The sequence below is a fragment of the Microbulbifer donghaiensis genome (assembly GCF_900129095.1).
Lineage (GTDB): Bacteria > Pseudomonadota > Gammaproteobacteria > Pseudomonadales > Cellvibrionaceae > Microbulbifer > Microbulbifer donghaiensis.
The window spans coordinates 1,771,256-1,786,103 of the sequence record NZ_FQVA01000001.1 but is presented as its reverse complement, the minus strand read 5'-3'; the positions used below and the strand labels follow the sequence as shown (position 1 = coordinate 1,786,103).

Genomic DNA, 14,848 nt, shown 5'->3' with positions numbered 1-14,848 from the left:
GTAATCATCGGATTAGACAATGACCGTAACCGCATCCGCGCGCCGCAAGGCACGTCACTATGCCATGCAGGCGCTCTACCAGTGGCAGATGGCCGGCGCCAGCCTGAACGTGATCGAGGCTGAGTTCCACACCGACAACGACATGAGCAAGACGGACGTGGCCTATTTCCGCGACCTGTTCCACGGCGTGGCGAAGAATCTCGATGAGGTGGAGGCTGCCTTCACCCCGCACCTGGATCGCAAGGTCGACGACCTGGATCCGATTTCCCGCGCGCTGTTGCGCATGTCCAGCTACGAGCTGCAACACCGTATCGACGTGCCCTACAAAGTGGTGATCAACGAAGCGGTGGCGCTGGCGAAGAAGTTCGGCCCCACCGACGCCTACAAATATATCAACGGCATTCTCGATAAGACCGCTGCCGACCTGCGCGCGGCGGAAGTGGCGGCCGACAAGAACGCCTGAGGCGCGACCAGTGAAGCGGGCAGCTCCGGGCGAGTTTGAAATCATCCGCGAATACTTTGCCGGGGCGCCGATCGGCGAGGGCGTGGTACTGGGCATCGGTGACGACTGCGCATTGCTGCAGCCGCCGGCGGGCGCCCTGCTCGCCACGTCAGTGGATACCCTGGTCGCCGACCGCCACTTCCCCGCCAGTGCGGATCCGGCGGCCATCGCCGCCCGCGCGCTGCGGGTCAATCTCAGCGATCTGGCGGCGATGAACGCGCAGCCGCTGTGGTTTACCCTGGCACTGACGCTGCCACACAGCGATGCAGACTGGTTGCAGGCGTTCGCCGACGGACTGCTACAGACGGCGAAAACCTACGGTGTCGCGCTGGTGGGTGGCGATACGACCTGCGGCCCCCTGTCGCTCACCATTCAGGTGACCGGCAGTAGCCAGAAACCACTACGCCGGGACGGCGCCCGGGTCGGTGATGCGATTTATGTCAGCGGCGAACTCGGCGCCAGCGCCGCGGCCCTGCCGCTGGTGCTCGGACAGAAGCTCGCCGGTAAGGCCGAGATGGAAGCCGCGGAACGGGCTTTCTACTATCCCGAGCCACAGCTGGTGACTTCAGCGGCTATCGGCGGATTTGCCAGCAGTGCGCTGGATATTTCTGACGGACTGCTGGCCGACCTGGGGCATATCTGCGCGGCGAGCGGCGTGAGTGCGGATGTCGACATGCACGCGCTGCCGGTGGCGCCGCTGGCGCGACAGCTGGCCGGTGAACGGGCGCTGGAACTGGCTGCTACTGGTGGCGATGACTACCAACTCTGTTTTACCGTGCCGCAGCAGCAGGTGGCGACGCTGGAGAAACTCGGCCTGGATGCGGTGTGCATCGGTACCATTGTCGAAGGCCGGGGCGAGGTGCACGCCTGGCTCGATGGCGAGCGCTGGTTTCCCGAGGCCGCCGGCTACGAACATTTTTAATATGACGGCAACTATGCAAAACCCCACCTTCGGCCAACTGCTGCGCGACCCCACCATGCTGCTGGCCTTCGGCTTCGGCTCGGGCCTGTCGCCGAAGGCGCCGGGTACCTTCGGCACCCTCGCGGCCATTCCGTTTTGGTGGCTGATGCAGGGACTGTCGCCGAGCTGGTATTTGGCGATCGTTATCATCGCCGCGCTGGTGGGCTTTTATCTGTGTGGCGCGGCGGCGGAAAAACTCGGCGTGCACGATCACGGTGGCATCGTCTGGGATGAAATGGTGGGTTACTGGCTCACCATGTTTATGGCGCCGGCCGGTTGGGGCTGGGCCCTGTACGGTTTTGTGCTGTTCCGCCTGTTCGATATCGCCAAGCCCCAGCCGATCCGCTGGGCGGACCGCCGGGTGCACGGTGGTGTCGGAATCATGCTGGACGATATACTGGCAGCCGTATACGCGGCACTGATCCTGCAATTGACTGCGCATTTTATGGGGTAGGGATAACCAATGCGTCACTTTCTCCTGTTCTCGCTGAGTCTTTTATTATCGGCCGGCGCCGTGGCACAGCAGGTACAGTTGAAAGGGTTGTTTGGCAGCAGTGCCATGCTGGAGATTGACGGGCGCCAGCGTTTGCTGAAAGCGGGGCAGAAATCCCCGGAAGGCGTAAAATTGCTCGAGGCCACGACCAAACACGCGCGGGTGCTTATCGACGGTCGCGAGCAGAAGCTGACCCTGGATGCGCCGGTGGCCGCCAGCTATGCGGAAGCCAGCCGTGCCGAAATCCGGCTGACACCGGACGGCCGCGGCCACTACAGCACTAACGCCTGGGTCAATGGCCGCAGCGTGGCGATGATGGTGGATACCGGAGCGACCGTTATTGCGTTCAATTACCCCACCGCGCGACGGTTGGGACTGAACCTGGAACGCGCAGAGCCGATCCATGTGTCGACGGCTAACGGTATTGCGCGGGCTTACAAAGTCAATCTCGACAGCGTCACCATCGGTGGAATCAAACTCCACAATGTGGAAGCCACGGTGCACGCAGACGATTTCCCCCAGATCACTCTGTTGGGCAATAGCTTTCTCAGTCGGGTGGATATGGAACAGCAGGGCGGCGTGCTGATACTGCGCGCGCGCAATTGATTGAAGAGGTATTAAGTTGACCATTCGCTATGTGGAATCCTCCAAGCTGCCGACGTCCTGGGGCATGTTTGAAATGCACGGCTTTGAAGACGTCGAAGCCGGCAAGGAGCACGTGGTGCTCACCATGGGGGATATCGATACGGACGAGCCGCTGCTGGCCCGCATTCACTCGGAATGCCTGACCGGCGATGCGCTCTTCTCACTGCGTTGTGATTGCGGTGCGCAGCTACAACACGCGATGCACCGCATTGCGATGGAAGGTCGCGGGGCGATTTTTTATCTGCGCCAGGAAGGACGCGGCATCGGCCTGCTGAACAAGATCCGCGCCTACCACCTGCAGGATTGCGGCGCCGATACCGTGGAAGCCAATGAGCAGCTCGGCTTCGGTGCCGACATGCGCGACTACTCGATTCTGAAGGCGATGGTCGACCACCTGGGCATCAAATCCATTCGCCTGATGACCAACAACCCGCGCAAGGTGAAGGCGCTGGAGGAACTCGGCATCAACGTAACCGAGCGACTGCCGCACCAGTCCGGACGCAATCCGCACAACGTCAAATACCTGTCCACCAAAAAGGGCAAGCTGGGGCACCTGTTCGACGAGAACAGCGAAGAGCAGGAGTAATCCTGCAAAAGTTATGGTGAAGGGGCGAACCTTGTGTTCGCCCTTTTTATCTGATTCCTCGGTGCTTTGAATTGGCTCCGCGGCGGCAAAGCACTGGGTGTACCATTTCACAACCGGGCTAGGCGCCCCCCTTAAATACATCCCTGTACGCTCCGTCGGCGACGGTCCGGCCGCTCCAGGCATTCACGGCGCCTTCGGCCCTGTCGCCGACGGCTTTGAAATGGTACACCCAGCACTTTACCTTCGATTTGAAGTAGAGAGCTTCGTAAGGGCAGATCGAGCGAACAAGCTCATCAAGTGCGATAAACGTGATGCGAAGGCCCTGATGCCGTCGGCCTTATGCGGGACTGTCTGCGAGAGGGACCTCGCAGACAAGCCCCCATGGATGGGTTCACGGCGTGTCCCGCATAAGGCCTACGGCAGCAGGGCCGCCACCTAGTTGCCGACTGCGCGCAAAAAGAAAAAGGGCGAACACAAGGTTCGCCCCAATAATCAGTTTTCAGACCCTTATCTACTTCCGCTGCGCCGTTCCACGAACACCGCGGTAGTCCGTCCGGGCAGGGTGAAGGTGCCTGTGTCGCGATCGAAGTCCACATCGCGCAGCCGCGCGTCTGCCGAGTTTCGCTGCAACGGGTGCAACTTGAGTCGCAGACCGCGCAGGCTGTCACTGCCGAACTGCACCGTCTCGTCGTCACCGTTGAACAGCACCAGTACGCGCTCGTAGCGCCGGTCGAAGTCGCCGTCCGGGTCGTGCAGCTGCATTGCGATCAGGCCCGGCTGTTGTGCCGGTCCGGTATTGAGGAAACTCAGGTGCTTCTTCACCGCCGCGGCCGTGGGCAGGCGGAACAGCGGCGAGCTGTTGCGGATCGCCAGCTGTTCGCGGAACAGTGCGATGCTCCACAACCGGTGTTGCCGTTGCGGTGCCAGCGTCGGATCCGCCAGCAGCGGCTGCATCAGCGGCCACTTGTCCTGGTTCTTGTCGGCGATCGGCAGGCCCGCGCCCCAGTTGCCGCTCTCAAAGCTGAAGTCCAGCGCATTGAACCAGTCGCCGGAGTTGTAGCTGTCCCGGTCCATGGATTTGGAGCGCAGGAATTCCTGGCCGGCGTGGATGAAGGGGATACCCTGGGCGAACAGCACCAGCGAGTTGCTGAAGGCCTGCATGCGCACGCGCTCTTCGAGAGAGGCGCTGCTACTCGCCTTGATCTGGATGCCATCGAACAGGGTTTCGTTGTCATGGGCGGCGATATAGTTGATCGACTCCTGCGGGTCGGCGGTGTAGCCGGTGGGCTGGCCGTTGTAGATCAGTTCGCGGCCAAGGATGCGGTTGCCGTAGGAGTCGGTCAGCGGGTATTCCGCCAGGTTGCCGGCGAGCGAGATGCGCACCTTGTCGGCGAGCGTCAGCAGCGTTGCCCGTTCATCCCAACCGCCGAACTTGCCGTTACCGTCGGTAAACAAGCCAGTGCCGAAACCCTGTTCCTCGTAGCCGCCAAACGGGTTGCCGCCGCGCACACTGTCCCTGAATCGGTCGTTGAAGCTGCCCACGCCGGTGCCGGCCATATTGGACTGGCGCGCCTGCACGAAGCGGGCATCGTCGGCGACTTCGCCGAAGTTCCAGCCCTCGCCATAGAGGTAGATACCGTTGCCGTCGACGCCGTCATTTCCCTGAGTCAGTGACTGCAGGGCTGTTTGCACTTTGAGGATATTGTCGCGGCTGTGGTGGCCCATCAGGTCGAAGCGGAAGCCGTCCACCTTGTAGGCCTTGGCCCAGGTGAGCATGGAATCCAGCATCAACTTCTCCATCATCGCGTGTTCGCTGGCGGTATTGGCGCAGCAGCTGCTCATCTCCACGCCGCCTTCCAGATTGCGACGGTGGTAGTAGCCGGGCACGATTTTATCGAGGACGGAATTGTCGTACTGGCCGTAGGAACTGGTGTGGTTGTAGACCACGTCCATTATCACGCGCAATCCTGCGCGGGACAGTCCCTGCACCATCTCACGGAATTCGCGAATGCGCGCGACGCCGTCGGCATCCGTGCTGTAGCTGCCTTCAGGCACTTTATAGTGCAGCGGGTCGTAGCCCCAGTTGAAGCCGTCGGCATCGCGGATGCTGTAGACCTCGTCCTGCTGTGCGCTGCTGTCCGGCGCGTACACGGATAGGTCCGGCGTCTGCGCTTGTTGCGTGCGGTTTTCATTCACCGTGGCGAAGTCAAACGCCGGCAGCAGGTGAATGTGAGTCAGTCCGGCGCGGGCGAGGTTCGCCAAGTGGCGCATGCCGCGGCTACTGCGTTCGGCAAAGGCGACGAAGGTGCCGCGCGCATTTGCCGGCACGCTGTCGTCCTCGATACTGAAGTCGCGCACGTGCAGTTCGTACACGCTGATGTCTTCCGGATTTTTCAGCCGCGGTTTGTGCAGTTGATCCCAGCCGGCGGGTTTCAGGTCGGCGTCATCGAGATTAACGACCTGGCTCTTGCCGCTGTTGATGGACAGGCTCAGCGAGTAGGGATCGGTGACCAGGTTGGTTTCTAGCTGGCGGCTGAAATAGGAATAGACCTCGACTTCGTACAGGTAGAACTTGCGATCCCATTCCTTGCTGACGTCGGCGGACCAGACCCCGCTTGTCGTGTCACGCTGCATCGGCACGACCATATCGGCGCTGTCGTGTGTCGCATCGCTGAACAGATGCAGCTTCACCGAGCGCGCGGTGGGCGCCCACAGATCGAAGTGAACGGCGGAGTCTCCGACTCGCGCACCCAGTTCGCCGCCGTAGGAGAAACGATCGTCGAGGGCGCCGGCCAGCTGCACGCCGGTGGCATCGCGCACCTTGCCGTCGCTGTCGTAGATCGCCAGTGCCAGCTGCTGTGTGACCAGCTCCGCCAGTGGCAGGCTGCCCGCCGGCAGCCGCAGGGCGGTATAGGAGGACAGGTGTGGAAACCTGTTTTGTACCGCGGCGGTGAGCGCCGTATCCGCTTGCAGCGTGATGGCGCCATCGCCGGAGACGCCGTCGGCATCGAGTTTCAGGCTGGCATCGGCACTGTAGTGCAGCTTGACAGTATCGCCGTCCCGCAAGGAAATATTCCAGGCGAAAGTTTCAGCGTCGACCCAGTGTGCCTTATCGAGTGTCAGGTCGCCGCGGGGAATACCGTTGCTACTGACACTCACCTGTTTGCTGGCGAGGTCGAAGGCGAAATAGATTTCGTCGTTATCGGCGGCGACGGTAAACGGCACGTTGGAACCATAACTGCCGTAGCTTTCGCTCCAGTTTTCGTTCAGTGCCACCTTGAACTCATAGTTGCCCGCAGCAATCTTGTCGGTCACGAAGGTGTAAATGCCGTCACCATCGGTATCCTGCATCCAGCTCTGCAGGCAGTCCGGCTGCCAGTCGCCGGGGCAGCCCAGTTGGTACTGGAAGTTCCCCGCCACGGTGGCAATGGTGGCGTTGACGTTGTCTGCGATCCAGTGGGACTCGTGATCGTAGATAAATTTCACTTCGCGCATGGCGCCGATATTGAGGGGAATATTGGCACCGTTGCGCCAGGCGCCCTGGCCGTAGTTTTCGTCCCAGCTGCCGCTCAGCGCCGCCTTGTATTCCCAGTTGCCGGCGGGCACAGTGAAACTGCCCTGCCACTTATCGTCGCTGCTGTCGTAACTGAGCATCGTCGCGGTGCATTCCGGCTGCCAGTCCCCCGGACAACCGAGCTGGCTCTGAATGGTGCCGGGTATGTTGACGGCTGAAGGCGCCGGCGTGTCGGCGCCGAACGCTGGTAGTTGTGCGGCGCAGAGCAGGCCGCCGAGTAGAAATCGCGCCCAGCTGTCCGGGTGACAGGCGCGCAGGTAATAAGAGGGTTTCATCGATCGCATAGGTTGGGCCCCGTTTTATTTGTTATTCCCTGGGGTACTGCAAACATCTCCCGCGTGAGCATTGAAACGCACGGCAGCTAACGGGACATCCCACCCCGGGGAGGCGGAGCTGGTGACGGGGGAGGGCGGCAGTCCAAAGTGCGCCCCTTGTCACAAAACTTTTATAAAAGCGTCACATCGTGGAAATTTGGCGGGTGCATTCTTACCCTCGAGTAAAAACACAGCGGAACTAAAAGTTGTGTCTATACTCGAACAATCCGATTGTGGCGAGTCGAGAAAGGTGATGCACTCGCGGCAATTGGATAAGAAGGCCGGCTTTAAGCCGGCTTTTCCTTTTCTGGCATGGCCTAACCGAGCCCGACGCTCGTTATTAGCAGTCCGGGTCTCACGACTTCATACATCGGCGACAGGCGCAAATGACACTTGCGTAGTGCCTGGCGCGCTGTTAGATTCGCGCCTAAATATTCACCAGCGGAGGACTACAGATGATTGTATCCATCCTTCGCCGGGCCTCTCGGCACTGAGCTGCAACAGCAAGCTGCCCCAGCCCGGCGACTATCCTAACCGTCGGGTTTCCCCACACCGGAAGCCCCGTAGACCGCATCCTCGCGGTCGCATTGCGCCTTGTGCGCCCTGAGGGTTTTGACCTTGAGTAAATCATTGATTTCACGCCGCCCCCGTATCGGGCGCGGCAGCTCCGCTGTGCCGTCCAGCGGTGAACGCCAGCTTTCTGCACTACAGCGGTTGGGCTGGAAGCCATTTTTTCAGCAGCAGCTGTCGCTCGCCGAGCTGAGTGACTGCGAGCCCGTGCGGGTGATGGCCGTACACCGCAGCCAGCTCGAGATTGCCGGTGAACAGGGTGAGCGCTCACTAGCGCTCGTGCCGGCACTGGCGAGCGAAGATATCGAACAGCGCCCCACCGTTGGCGACTGGTTGTTAGTTGAACGCGCTGGCGGCAAGTTTGTGCGGCGCCTCGAGCGCAGCAGCCTGTTCCGGCGCATGGCGCCCGGTGCGCGGCAATTGCAACTGATCGCCGCTAATGTCGACAGCGTGCTGATCGTGTCCTCCTGTAACCAGGACTTCAACCTGTCCCGCATCGAGCGCTACCTGACGCTGGTGCGCGAAGCCGGTTGTCGTCCCTACCTGGTACTGACCAAGGCCGACCTGTGCGCCGATACCAGCCCCTACATCGAGCCTCTGGAGCCGTACCGGGATCTGCCGGTCGCACTGGTGAACGGGCTGGATCCGGACAGCGCGGCGCAATTGCGGCAGTGGTGCCTGCCGGGGGAGACCATCGCCCTGCTCGGTTCATCCGGAGTGGGCAAGTCGACGCTGTTGAACAGCCTGTCCGGCAACCAATTGGCCGCTACGGCAGCGATCCGCGAGGACGACAGCAAAGGCCGTCACACCACCCGGCACCGCGCCCTGTATCCGTTGGCCGATGGTGGCCTGCTGCTGGACAGCCCCGGCATGCGTGAACTGGGGTTGGCCAATGTCGAAGCCGGTCTCGCTGCCACCTTCGATGAAATCGGTGTACTGGCGAGCCAGTGCCGCTTCAGCGATTGCCGTCATGAATCCGAACCCGGCTGCGCGGTGCGGGGGGCGATCGACGCGGGCGACCTGGACGAACGCCGCCTGCGCAACTGGCGCAAGCTGGAGCGCGAGGTCGAGCGCAATAATCGCACCCTGGCCGAACAGCGCGCCGGTGAGCGGGCCCTGGGCCAATTCTATCGCGACGTGCAAAGCCATGCGCGGGAGCGCAAGCAGCGCGGCGAATGAGAATAGGCCGTCCGCTTCTACAATTTTGAGAGTGGAGGAAGCGGATGGTCGAATCTTATCGAGAAGCGCCGGAAATCAGCGCGTCAGCCTGGCTGAATACCGAGGAGCCGCTGTCGCTGCGCGCACTGCGCGGCAAGGTGGTCATGGTGCACGCCTTTCAGATGCTGTGTCCGGCTTGCGTCATGCAGGGTACGCCCCAGGCCTCCGCCGTGGCGGAGTGTTTCGTTGACGAACCGCTGCAGGTAATCGGCCTGCACTCGGTCTTTGAGCATCATCGGGTGATGGGTGTCGAGGCGCTGAGAGTCTTCGTGCACGAATTCCGCCTGGCATTTCCTATCGCCGTCGACCAGGCGGCGGAAAACAGCGCGGTGCCGGTCACCATGCAGAAGCTTGCCCTGCGGGGCACACCTTCGGTGGTGCTAATCGATAAGCAGGGGCTGCTGCGGTTTTCGCATTTCGGTCGACTGAGCGATATGCAGCTGGGGGGAATGATCGGGCAGTTGCTGGCCGAGTAGGAGCGAACCTTGTGTTCGCCCTTTTTGTTTCTGGTACACCCAGCACTTTGCCTTCGATTTGAAGTAGAGAACTTCGTAACGGCAGATCGGGTGAACAAGCTCATCAAGTGCGATAAACGTGATGCGAAGGCTCTGATGCCGTAGGCCTTATGCGGGACTGTCTGCGAGAGGGACCTCGCAGACAAGCCCCCAGGGATGGGTTCACGGCGTGTCCCGCATAAGGCCTACGGCAGCAGGGCCGCCACCCAGTTGCCGACTGCGCGCAAAACGAAAAAGGGCGAACACAAGGTTCGCCTCTACAGATCAGCTTGCGGAGATATGTCCCGCCTGCGCCGGTTTAGCTGTGGTGCCGGCGGCGCTGGTGCTCTGGGACTGAATCCAGTCGTCCATGCGGCTTTCCAGCACATTCAGCGGCAGGGCGCCGGCGCCCAGCAGTTGGTCGTGGAAGGCGCGGATATCGAAGTTGCTTCCCAGCTGCTCCTCGGCCCGGGCACGCAGTTCCTTGATCTTCAGCTGCCCCAGCTTGTAGGCCAGTGCCTGGCCCGGCCACACCAGGTAGCGGTCGATTTCCACGGTCACGTCGTGCAGCGGCTTGGCGCTGTTGTTCATAAAGAACTCGATGGCCTGCTCGCGGCTCCAGCCCAGCTGGTGCATGCCGGTATCCACCACCAGGCGCACCGCGCGCCACATGTCGTAGGTCAGCGCGCCGAACTCGCTGTAAGGGTCCTTGTACAGCCCCAGGTCGTAACCGAGGCTCTCGGAATAGAGGCCCCAGCCCTCAACGAAGGCGGTGTAGCCGCCGATGCGGCGCAGCGGGTGAATGTCTTTCTGTTCCTGCGCCAGGGCGATCTGCAGGTGGTGGCCGGGCATGGCCTCATGCACCGTCAGCGCTTCCATTTCCCATTTCGGGCGGCTCGGCAGGTTGTAGGTGTTGGCGAAGAAAACCCCGGCGCGGCCCGCTTCATTGGATCCCGGCTGGTAATAGGCAGTGGTCTGGGACTTCTCCGAATAGCCTGGGATAGGTTTCACACCGTAGGGCAGGCGCGGCAGGGTGCCGAACAGTGCCGGCAGCTCGCCGTCGATGCGCTTGGCGATATCCCGGTAGCCGCTCATCAGCGCTTCTTTGTCGGTGTGGTAGAACTGCGGGTCGCTGCGCAGGAAGTCGGTAAACGCCTTGAAGTCGCCCTGGAAGCCGGTCTTGCGGATGATCTGGTCCATTTCCGTACGGATACGTTTCACCTCGGCCAGGCCGATGCGGTGAATCTCTTCCGGGCTCAGGGTGGTGGTGGTGTTGTCGCGTACCTCGTGCGCATACCAGCGCAGGCCGTCCGGCATGCTGGTGAAGGCGGTGTCCACCTTGGCGCCGGGGATATAGTCGCGCTCGACGAATTCCGCCATGCCCTGCCAGGCCGGTACCAGTTCCTTGTGATACAGGGCAAAGGCGCGCTGCTGCAGGCGGCGCTGCTGGTTGTTGGAGATAGTAGCCGGCATTTCCGCGAAGGCTTTCAGCAGCGGGCTCTGCTTCGGGTCGGCGGGAATCAGCGCGCGGATCTGTCCCGGCAGGTCGCGCAGGGTGATCTGCGGCGGGGTAATGTTCTTTTTCAGGCCTTTTTGCATCAGGGCCCGGGTCTGGGAGACCAGTGCCGGCAGTTTCTCCAGGCGGGCGAGGATGTTCTCGTAATCGGCAAGGGTACGCCGCGGCATGCTGTTGAGCACGCTGGGGATATTGCGCTGAATGCCATCCATATGGCTGACCGGCAACAGGTGCTCGGGAAACTGGAAGCCCTTCACCTCGGCCAGCAGATCCTGGTACAGCAACTGGTAATCGAGTTGCTGGTTTTCCGGCAGCGCGGTCTTGTCGATATGGCGGCTGGCGGCCAGCATGCGGCGCGTCTGCTGCTGGCGGCGTTCGATGCCGTCCTCGGAGGCGTCGGTCCAGCGATCGTTGACACCGGGGTAGCCCTCATAGGTGGCCCAGCCCGGATAACTTTCCATGGTCCAGCGGTAGCGGAGATCCTGCAGCGCCTTCAGCTGTTCGCTCGCGCCTTTATTCCGCAGCGTATCGAAGGCTTTTTCAAACGCTTCATTGTCCATCGCCGCGACACTGGTGGTCGCCACCAGGCCGATGGCGGCGACAAGGGATTTTCTGATTAAGGACATGGTCCCCCCTCTTCGAAAGCAGAGTAATTCAACAAAAAAGGGCCCCTGTGGGCCCCTTTATTTCCTAGATGACGGCCGCCTGCCCCTTGAAGCCCTTGCCGTGTAACAGCTGCAGGCGGCGGCGGATCTGTTCTTCTATAGCGGCGGCATCGAGGCCGATAGCGGCGAGCAGGTCCTTGTGTTTACCGTGCTCGATGATCTTGTCGGGCAGGCCCAGTTGCAGCAGCGGTATCAGGGTACCGTTACTGTTCAGATACTCCATCACTGCGCTGCCGGCGCCACCGGCGACGGTGTTTTCCTCGATGGTGACCAGCAGCTGGTGATTGGCGGCCAGCTCGTCGATCAGTTGTTCGTCCAGGGGTTTCACCCAGCGCATATCGGCGACGGTGGCGCCGAGCTTTTCCGCCGCCGCCAGCGTCGGCGTCAGCAGCGTGCCGAAGTTCAGGATGGCCACCTGGCTACCTTCGCGCATCAGGCGGCCCACGCCCAGCGGCAGCTCCGTCATCTCTTCGCGGATCTCGACCCCGGGACCGGTGCCGCGCGGATAGCGCACTGCCGCGGGGCCCTTGTGCTGGTAGGCGGTGTAGAGCAGCTGGCGGCACTCGTTCTCATCGCTGGGCGCGGCTATCGCCATGTTCGGCAGACAGCGCATATAGGTCAGGTCGAAGCTGCCGGCGTGGGTGGGGCCGTCTTCGCCGACCAGGCCGGCGCGATCGATTGCGAAGGTCACATCCAGGTCCTGGATGGCGACGTCGTGGACCAGCTGGTCGTAGCCGCGCTGCAGGAAGGTGGAGTAAATGGCCACGACGGGTTTGGCGCCCTCGCAGGCGAGGCCGGCCGCCAGCGTCACCGCGTGCTGTTCGGCGATGGCGACATCCTGGAAACGCTCCGGGAAGCGCTCGGCAAACTCCACCATGCCGGATCCCTCGCACATGGCGGGCGTGATGCCGATCAGGCGCTCGTCGCGCTCGGCCATATCACACAGCCAGCGGCCGAAGATGTCCTGGTACTTGGGCTTCTTCTTCTCGCTAGGGACAGCCACCTGCACCTTGGGCTCCGGCTCCAGCTTGTTGAGCGCGTGGTAGCCGACAGGATCCGCTTCGGCAGGGCCGAAGCCCTTGCCCTTGGTGGTGACGATATGCAGCAGCTGCGGACCGCGCTGGGCGCGCAGGTTGCGCAGGGTGTGCACCAGGTCGTGCATATTGTGGCCGTCCACCGGGCCCACATAGTTGAAGCCCAGCTCCTCGAACAGGGTGCCGGGCGTGATCATGCCCTTTACGTGTTCTTCCGTGCGCCGCGCCAGTTGCCAGGCCTTGGGGATCTTGGACAGGATCTTGCGGCTGCTCTCGCGCATCGACAGGTAGGTCTTGCTGGCGAGGATCTTGGCGAAATAGGTGGCCAGGCCGCCGACGTTCTTGGAGATCGACATGCGGTTGTCGTTCAGTACCACCAGCATGTCGCGGCCGGTGTGCGCGGCGTGATTCAGCGCCTCGAACGCCATGCCCGCGGTCATGGCGCCGTCGCCGATCACCGCCACCGCCTTGCGCTCGTCCGGCGAGCCCAGCGCCATACCCAGTGCCGCGCTGATGGAGGTACTGGAATGGCCGACGCCGAAGGTGTCGTAGGGGCTCTCGCTGCGCTTCGGGAAGCCGGACAGGCCGCCCTGCTGGCGTATGGTGAGCATTTGCTCACGGCGGCCCGTAAGAATCTTGTGCGGATAGGTCTGGTGGCCCACATCCCACACCAGCCGGTCCTCCGGGGTGTTGTAGATGTAGTGCAGGGCGATAGTCAGTTCCACCACACCCAGGCCGGCGCCGAAGTGCCCGCCGGTCTGGCCGACGCAGTACAGCAGGTATTCGCGCAGCTGGCTCGCGAGTTCCGGCAGCTGGCGCTCGTCGAGGGCGCGGAGCTGAGCCGGGTCATCGATGGCGTCGAGCAGCGGTGTCTGCGGGCGTGTGCGTGGAATTTCGTCGAACATCAAAGGTATCAATTGCAACTGACGTGTAAGAGAGGGGATTGTATGCCTGTGACGGGGATATTGCATCCCGCTTGCCGGTTGCGCCGGCCCACAGGGGCGCGAGCGCCAACCTCGGCGGGCTGCAAAGTCGCTCTCAGTGACTGCGTTCGACTATATAGTCGGCTAACTGCCGGAGCAGGCTACTGTCGCCCGGCAGCTGCGCCAGTGCGTCGAGCGCCTGCCGGTGCAGGTCCAGCAGCTTTTCCCGCGCACCGTCGAGCCCCAGCAGGGAAACATAGGTCGGTTTGTTGCGCGCGGCGTCGGCGCCCTGGGTTTTGCCCAGGGTGGCCGTTTCGGCGGTCACGTCGAGAATGTCATCCTGCACCTGGAAGGCCAGGCCGATAGCCTCGGCGTAGCGGCTGATGGCCGCCAGTTGCCCTTCATCGGCGCCGCCGAGCAGGGCACCGATGCGCGCACTCGCGCGAATCAGGGCGCCGGTCTTGAGCCGGTGCATATTTTCCAGCTGCGCCAGATCCAGGGTCTTGTCGACGGAATCCAGGTCTATCGCCTGACCGGCCACCATGCCGCGGGCGCCGGAGGCTTCGGCGAGCTCCGCCAACAGGCGCAGTTTCAGCTCCGCTGCGCAGCTGCTGGCCAGCAGCAGTTCAAATGCCTGGGTTTGCAGGGCATCGCCGGCGAGTATCGCGCTGGCCTCGTCGAATTCGATATGGCAGGTGGGGCGGCCGCGGCGCAGGTCGTCGTCGTCCATGGCCGGCAGGTCGTCGTGGACCAGGGAATAGGCGTGGATACATTCGAGGGCCGCCGCCGCGGCGTCGCAGCTCGCCGGCTCGAAGTCCGCGCCGCGCAGGGTCTGCGCGCAGGCGTATACCAGCGCCGGGCGCAGGCGTTTGCCCGGACCGAGCGCCGCATAGCGCATTGCCGCGAACAGGGTTTCCGCGCCAGCGGTGTGCTGCTCGAGGGACTGGGCGATCTGGGTTTCAGTGCGTGCGGTGACCTGTTGCAGGAACATCTGCAGTTGCGCGGACATGGGCTCTGGGGCGCTCACTCAGGCGTCTTCCGCACCGTAGTTGTCGGAATCGCCATCGTTGGCATCGAACGGCAGCTCGCGAATGCTGCCGCTCTCTTCCATCAGCACCTTGACTTTCTGCTCGGCACTGGCGAGTTTCTGCTGGCATTCGCGGGTGAGTTTTACGCCGCGCTCGAAGTCGGCCAGCGCGTCCTCCAATGGCAGGTCGCCAGCCTCCAGGCGCTCGACCAGCTGCTCCAGTTCTTCCAGAGCCTCTTCAAACGTTGCCGATTTCTTTTTTGCCGCCATTGCTTCGCCTCGCTTGTTGCCGCGCAACCTTAGCCGCTGGCGCGGTAAGGGTCAAT

General features: G+C 62.4%; 12 protein-coding genes. 7 read left to right on the top strand and 5 right to left on the bottom strand.

Features of this window, described 5'->3' with window-relative positions; all coding sequences use genetic code 11:
* The first annotated feature begins 19 nt into the window (after positions 1-19).
* The 5 genes from nusB to ribA are packed head-to-tail and all read left to right on the top strand — an operon-like array spanning position 20 to position 3,187.
* The gene (gene nusB, locus BUC36_RS07535) at positions 20-463 is read left to right on the top strand and encodes a transcription antitermination factor NusB (RefSeq protein WP_073273272.1); all 444 of its coding nucleotides are present in this window, start codon (positions 20-22) and stop codon (positions 461-463) included.
* A 10-nt stretch (positions 464-473) separates the two neighbouring features.
* Positions 474-1,424, top strand: coding sequence for a thiamine-phosphate kinase (gene thiL / locus BUC36_RS07530; protein ID WP_073273270.1), 951 nt, complete (start codon positions 474-476; stop codon positions 1,422-1,424).
* 13 nt (positions 1,425-1,437) lie between these two features.
* The gene (locus tag BUC36_RS07525) at positions 1,438-1,917 is read left to right on the top strand and encodes a phosphatidylglycerophosphatase A family protein (RefSeq protein ID WP_073273268.1); all 480 of its coding nucleotides are present in this window, start codon (positions 1,438-1,440) and stop codon (positions 1,915-1,917) included.
* 9 nt (positions 1,918-1,926) lie between these two features.
* Entirely contained in the window at positions 1,927-2,562 is a 636-nt protein-coding gene (locus BUC36_RS07520) for a retropepsin-like aspartic protease family protein (protein WP_073273266.1), read from the top strand.
* Positions 2,563-2,578: 16 nt separating this feature from the next.
* Positions 2,579-3,187, top strand: a complete 609-nt coding sequence (gene ribA / locus BUC36_RS07515; RefSeq protein ID WP_073273264.1) for a GTP cyclohydrolase II — start codon at positions 2,579-2,581, stop codon at positions 3,185-3,187.
* Positions 3,188-3,694: 507 nt separating this feature from the next.
* On the opposite strand, the gene pulA is transcribed toward ribA, so the two are convergent.
* On the bottom strand, positions 3,695-7,045 hold the full coding sequence (gene pulA / locus BUC36_RS07505; RefSeq protein ID WP_234994918.1) for a pullulanase-type alpha-1,6-glucosidase: 3,351 nt from the start codon (positions 7,043-7,045) through the stop codon (positions 3,695-3,697).
* A gap of 648 nt (positions 7,046-7,693) precedes the next feature.
* Here pulA and rsgA point away from each other — a divergent pair.
* Entirely contained in the window at positions 7,694-8,824 is a 1,131-nt protein-coding gene (rsgA, locus tag BUC36_RS07500) for a ribosome small subunit-dependent GTPase A (RefSeq protein ID WP_200797203.1), read from the top strand.
* A 44-nt stretch (positions 8,825-8,868) separates the two neighbouring features.
* Positions 8,869-9,339: a redoxin domain-containing protein gene (locus BUC36_RS07495; RefSeq protein WP_073273257.1), complete on the top strand. Its 471-nt coding sequence runs from the start codon at positions 8,869-8,871 to the stop codon at positions 9,337-9,339.
* A gap of 303 nt (positions 9,340-9,642) precedes the next feature.
* Here the strand turns inward: BUC36_RS07495 and BUC36_RS07490 are convergent, their stop codons facing one another.
* From BUC36_RS07490 to xseB, 4 genes are all read right to left on the bottom strand, one after another.
* Positions 9,643-11,499, bottom strand: coding sequence for a DUF885 domain-containing protein (locus BUC36_RS07490; protein ID WP_073273255.1), 1,857 nt, complete (start codon positions 11,497-11,499; stop codon positions 9,643-9,645).
* 64 nt (positions 11,500-11,563) lie between these two features.
* Positions 11,564-13,477, bottom strand: a complete 1,914-nt coding sequence (gene dxs / locus BUC36_RS07485; RefSeq protein ID WP_073273253.1) for a 1-deoxy-D-xylulose-5-phosphate synthase — start codon at positions 13,475-13,477, stop codon at positions 11,564-11,566.
* A 133-nt stretch (positions 13,478-13,610) separates the two neighbouring features.
* Entirely contained in the window at positions 13,611-14,504 is an 894-nt protein-coding gene (locus tag BUC36_RS07480; RefSeq protein WP_073273249.1) for a polyprenyl synthetase family protein, read from the bottom strand.
* Positions 14,505-14,522: 18 nt separating this feature from the next.
* On the bottom strand, positions 14,523-14,792 hold the full coding sequence (gene xseB / locus BUC36_RS07475) for an exodeoxyribonuclease VII small subunit (protein WP_073273247.1): 270 nt from the start codon (positions 14,790-14,792) through the stop codon (positions 14,523-14,525).
* Positions 14,793-14,848 lie beyond the last annotated feature (56 nt).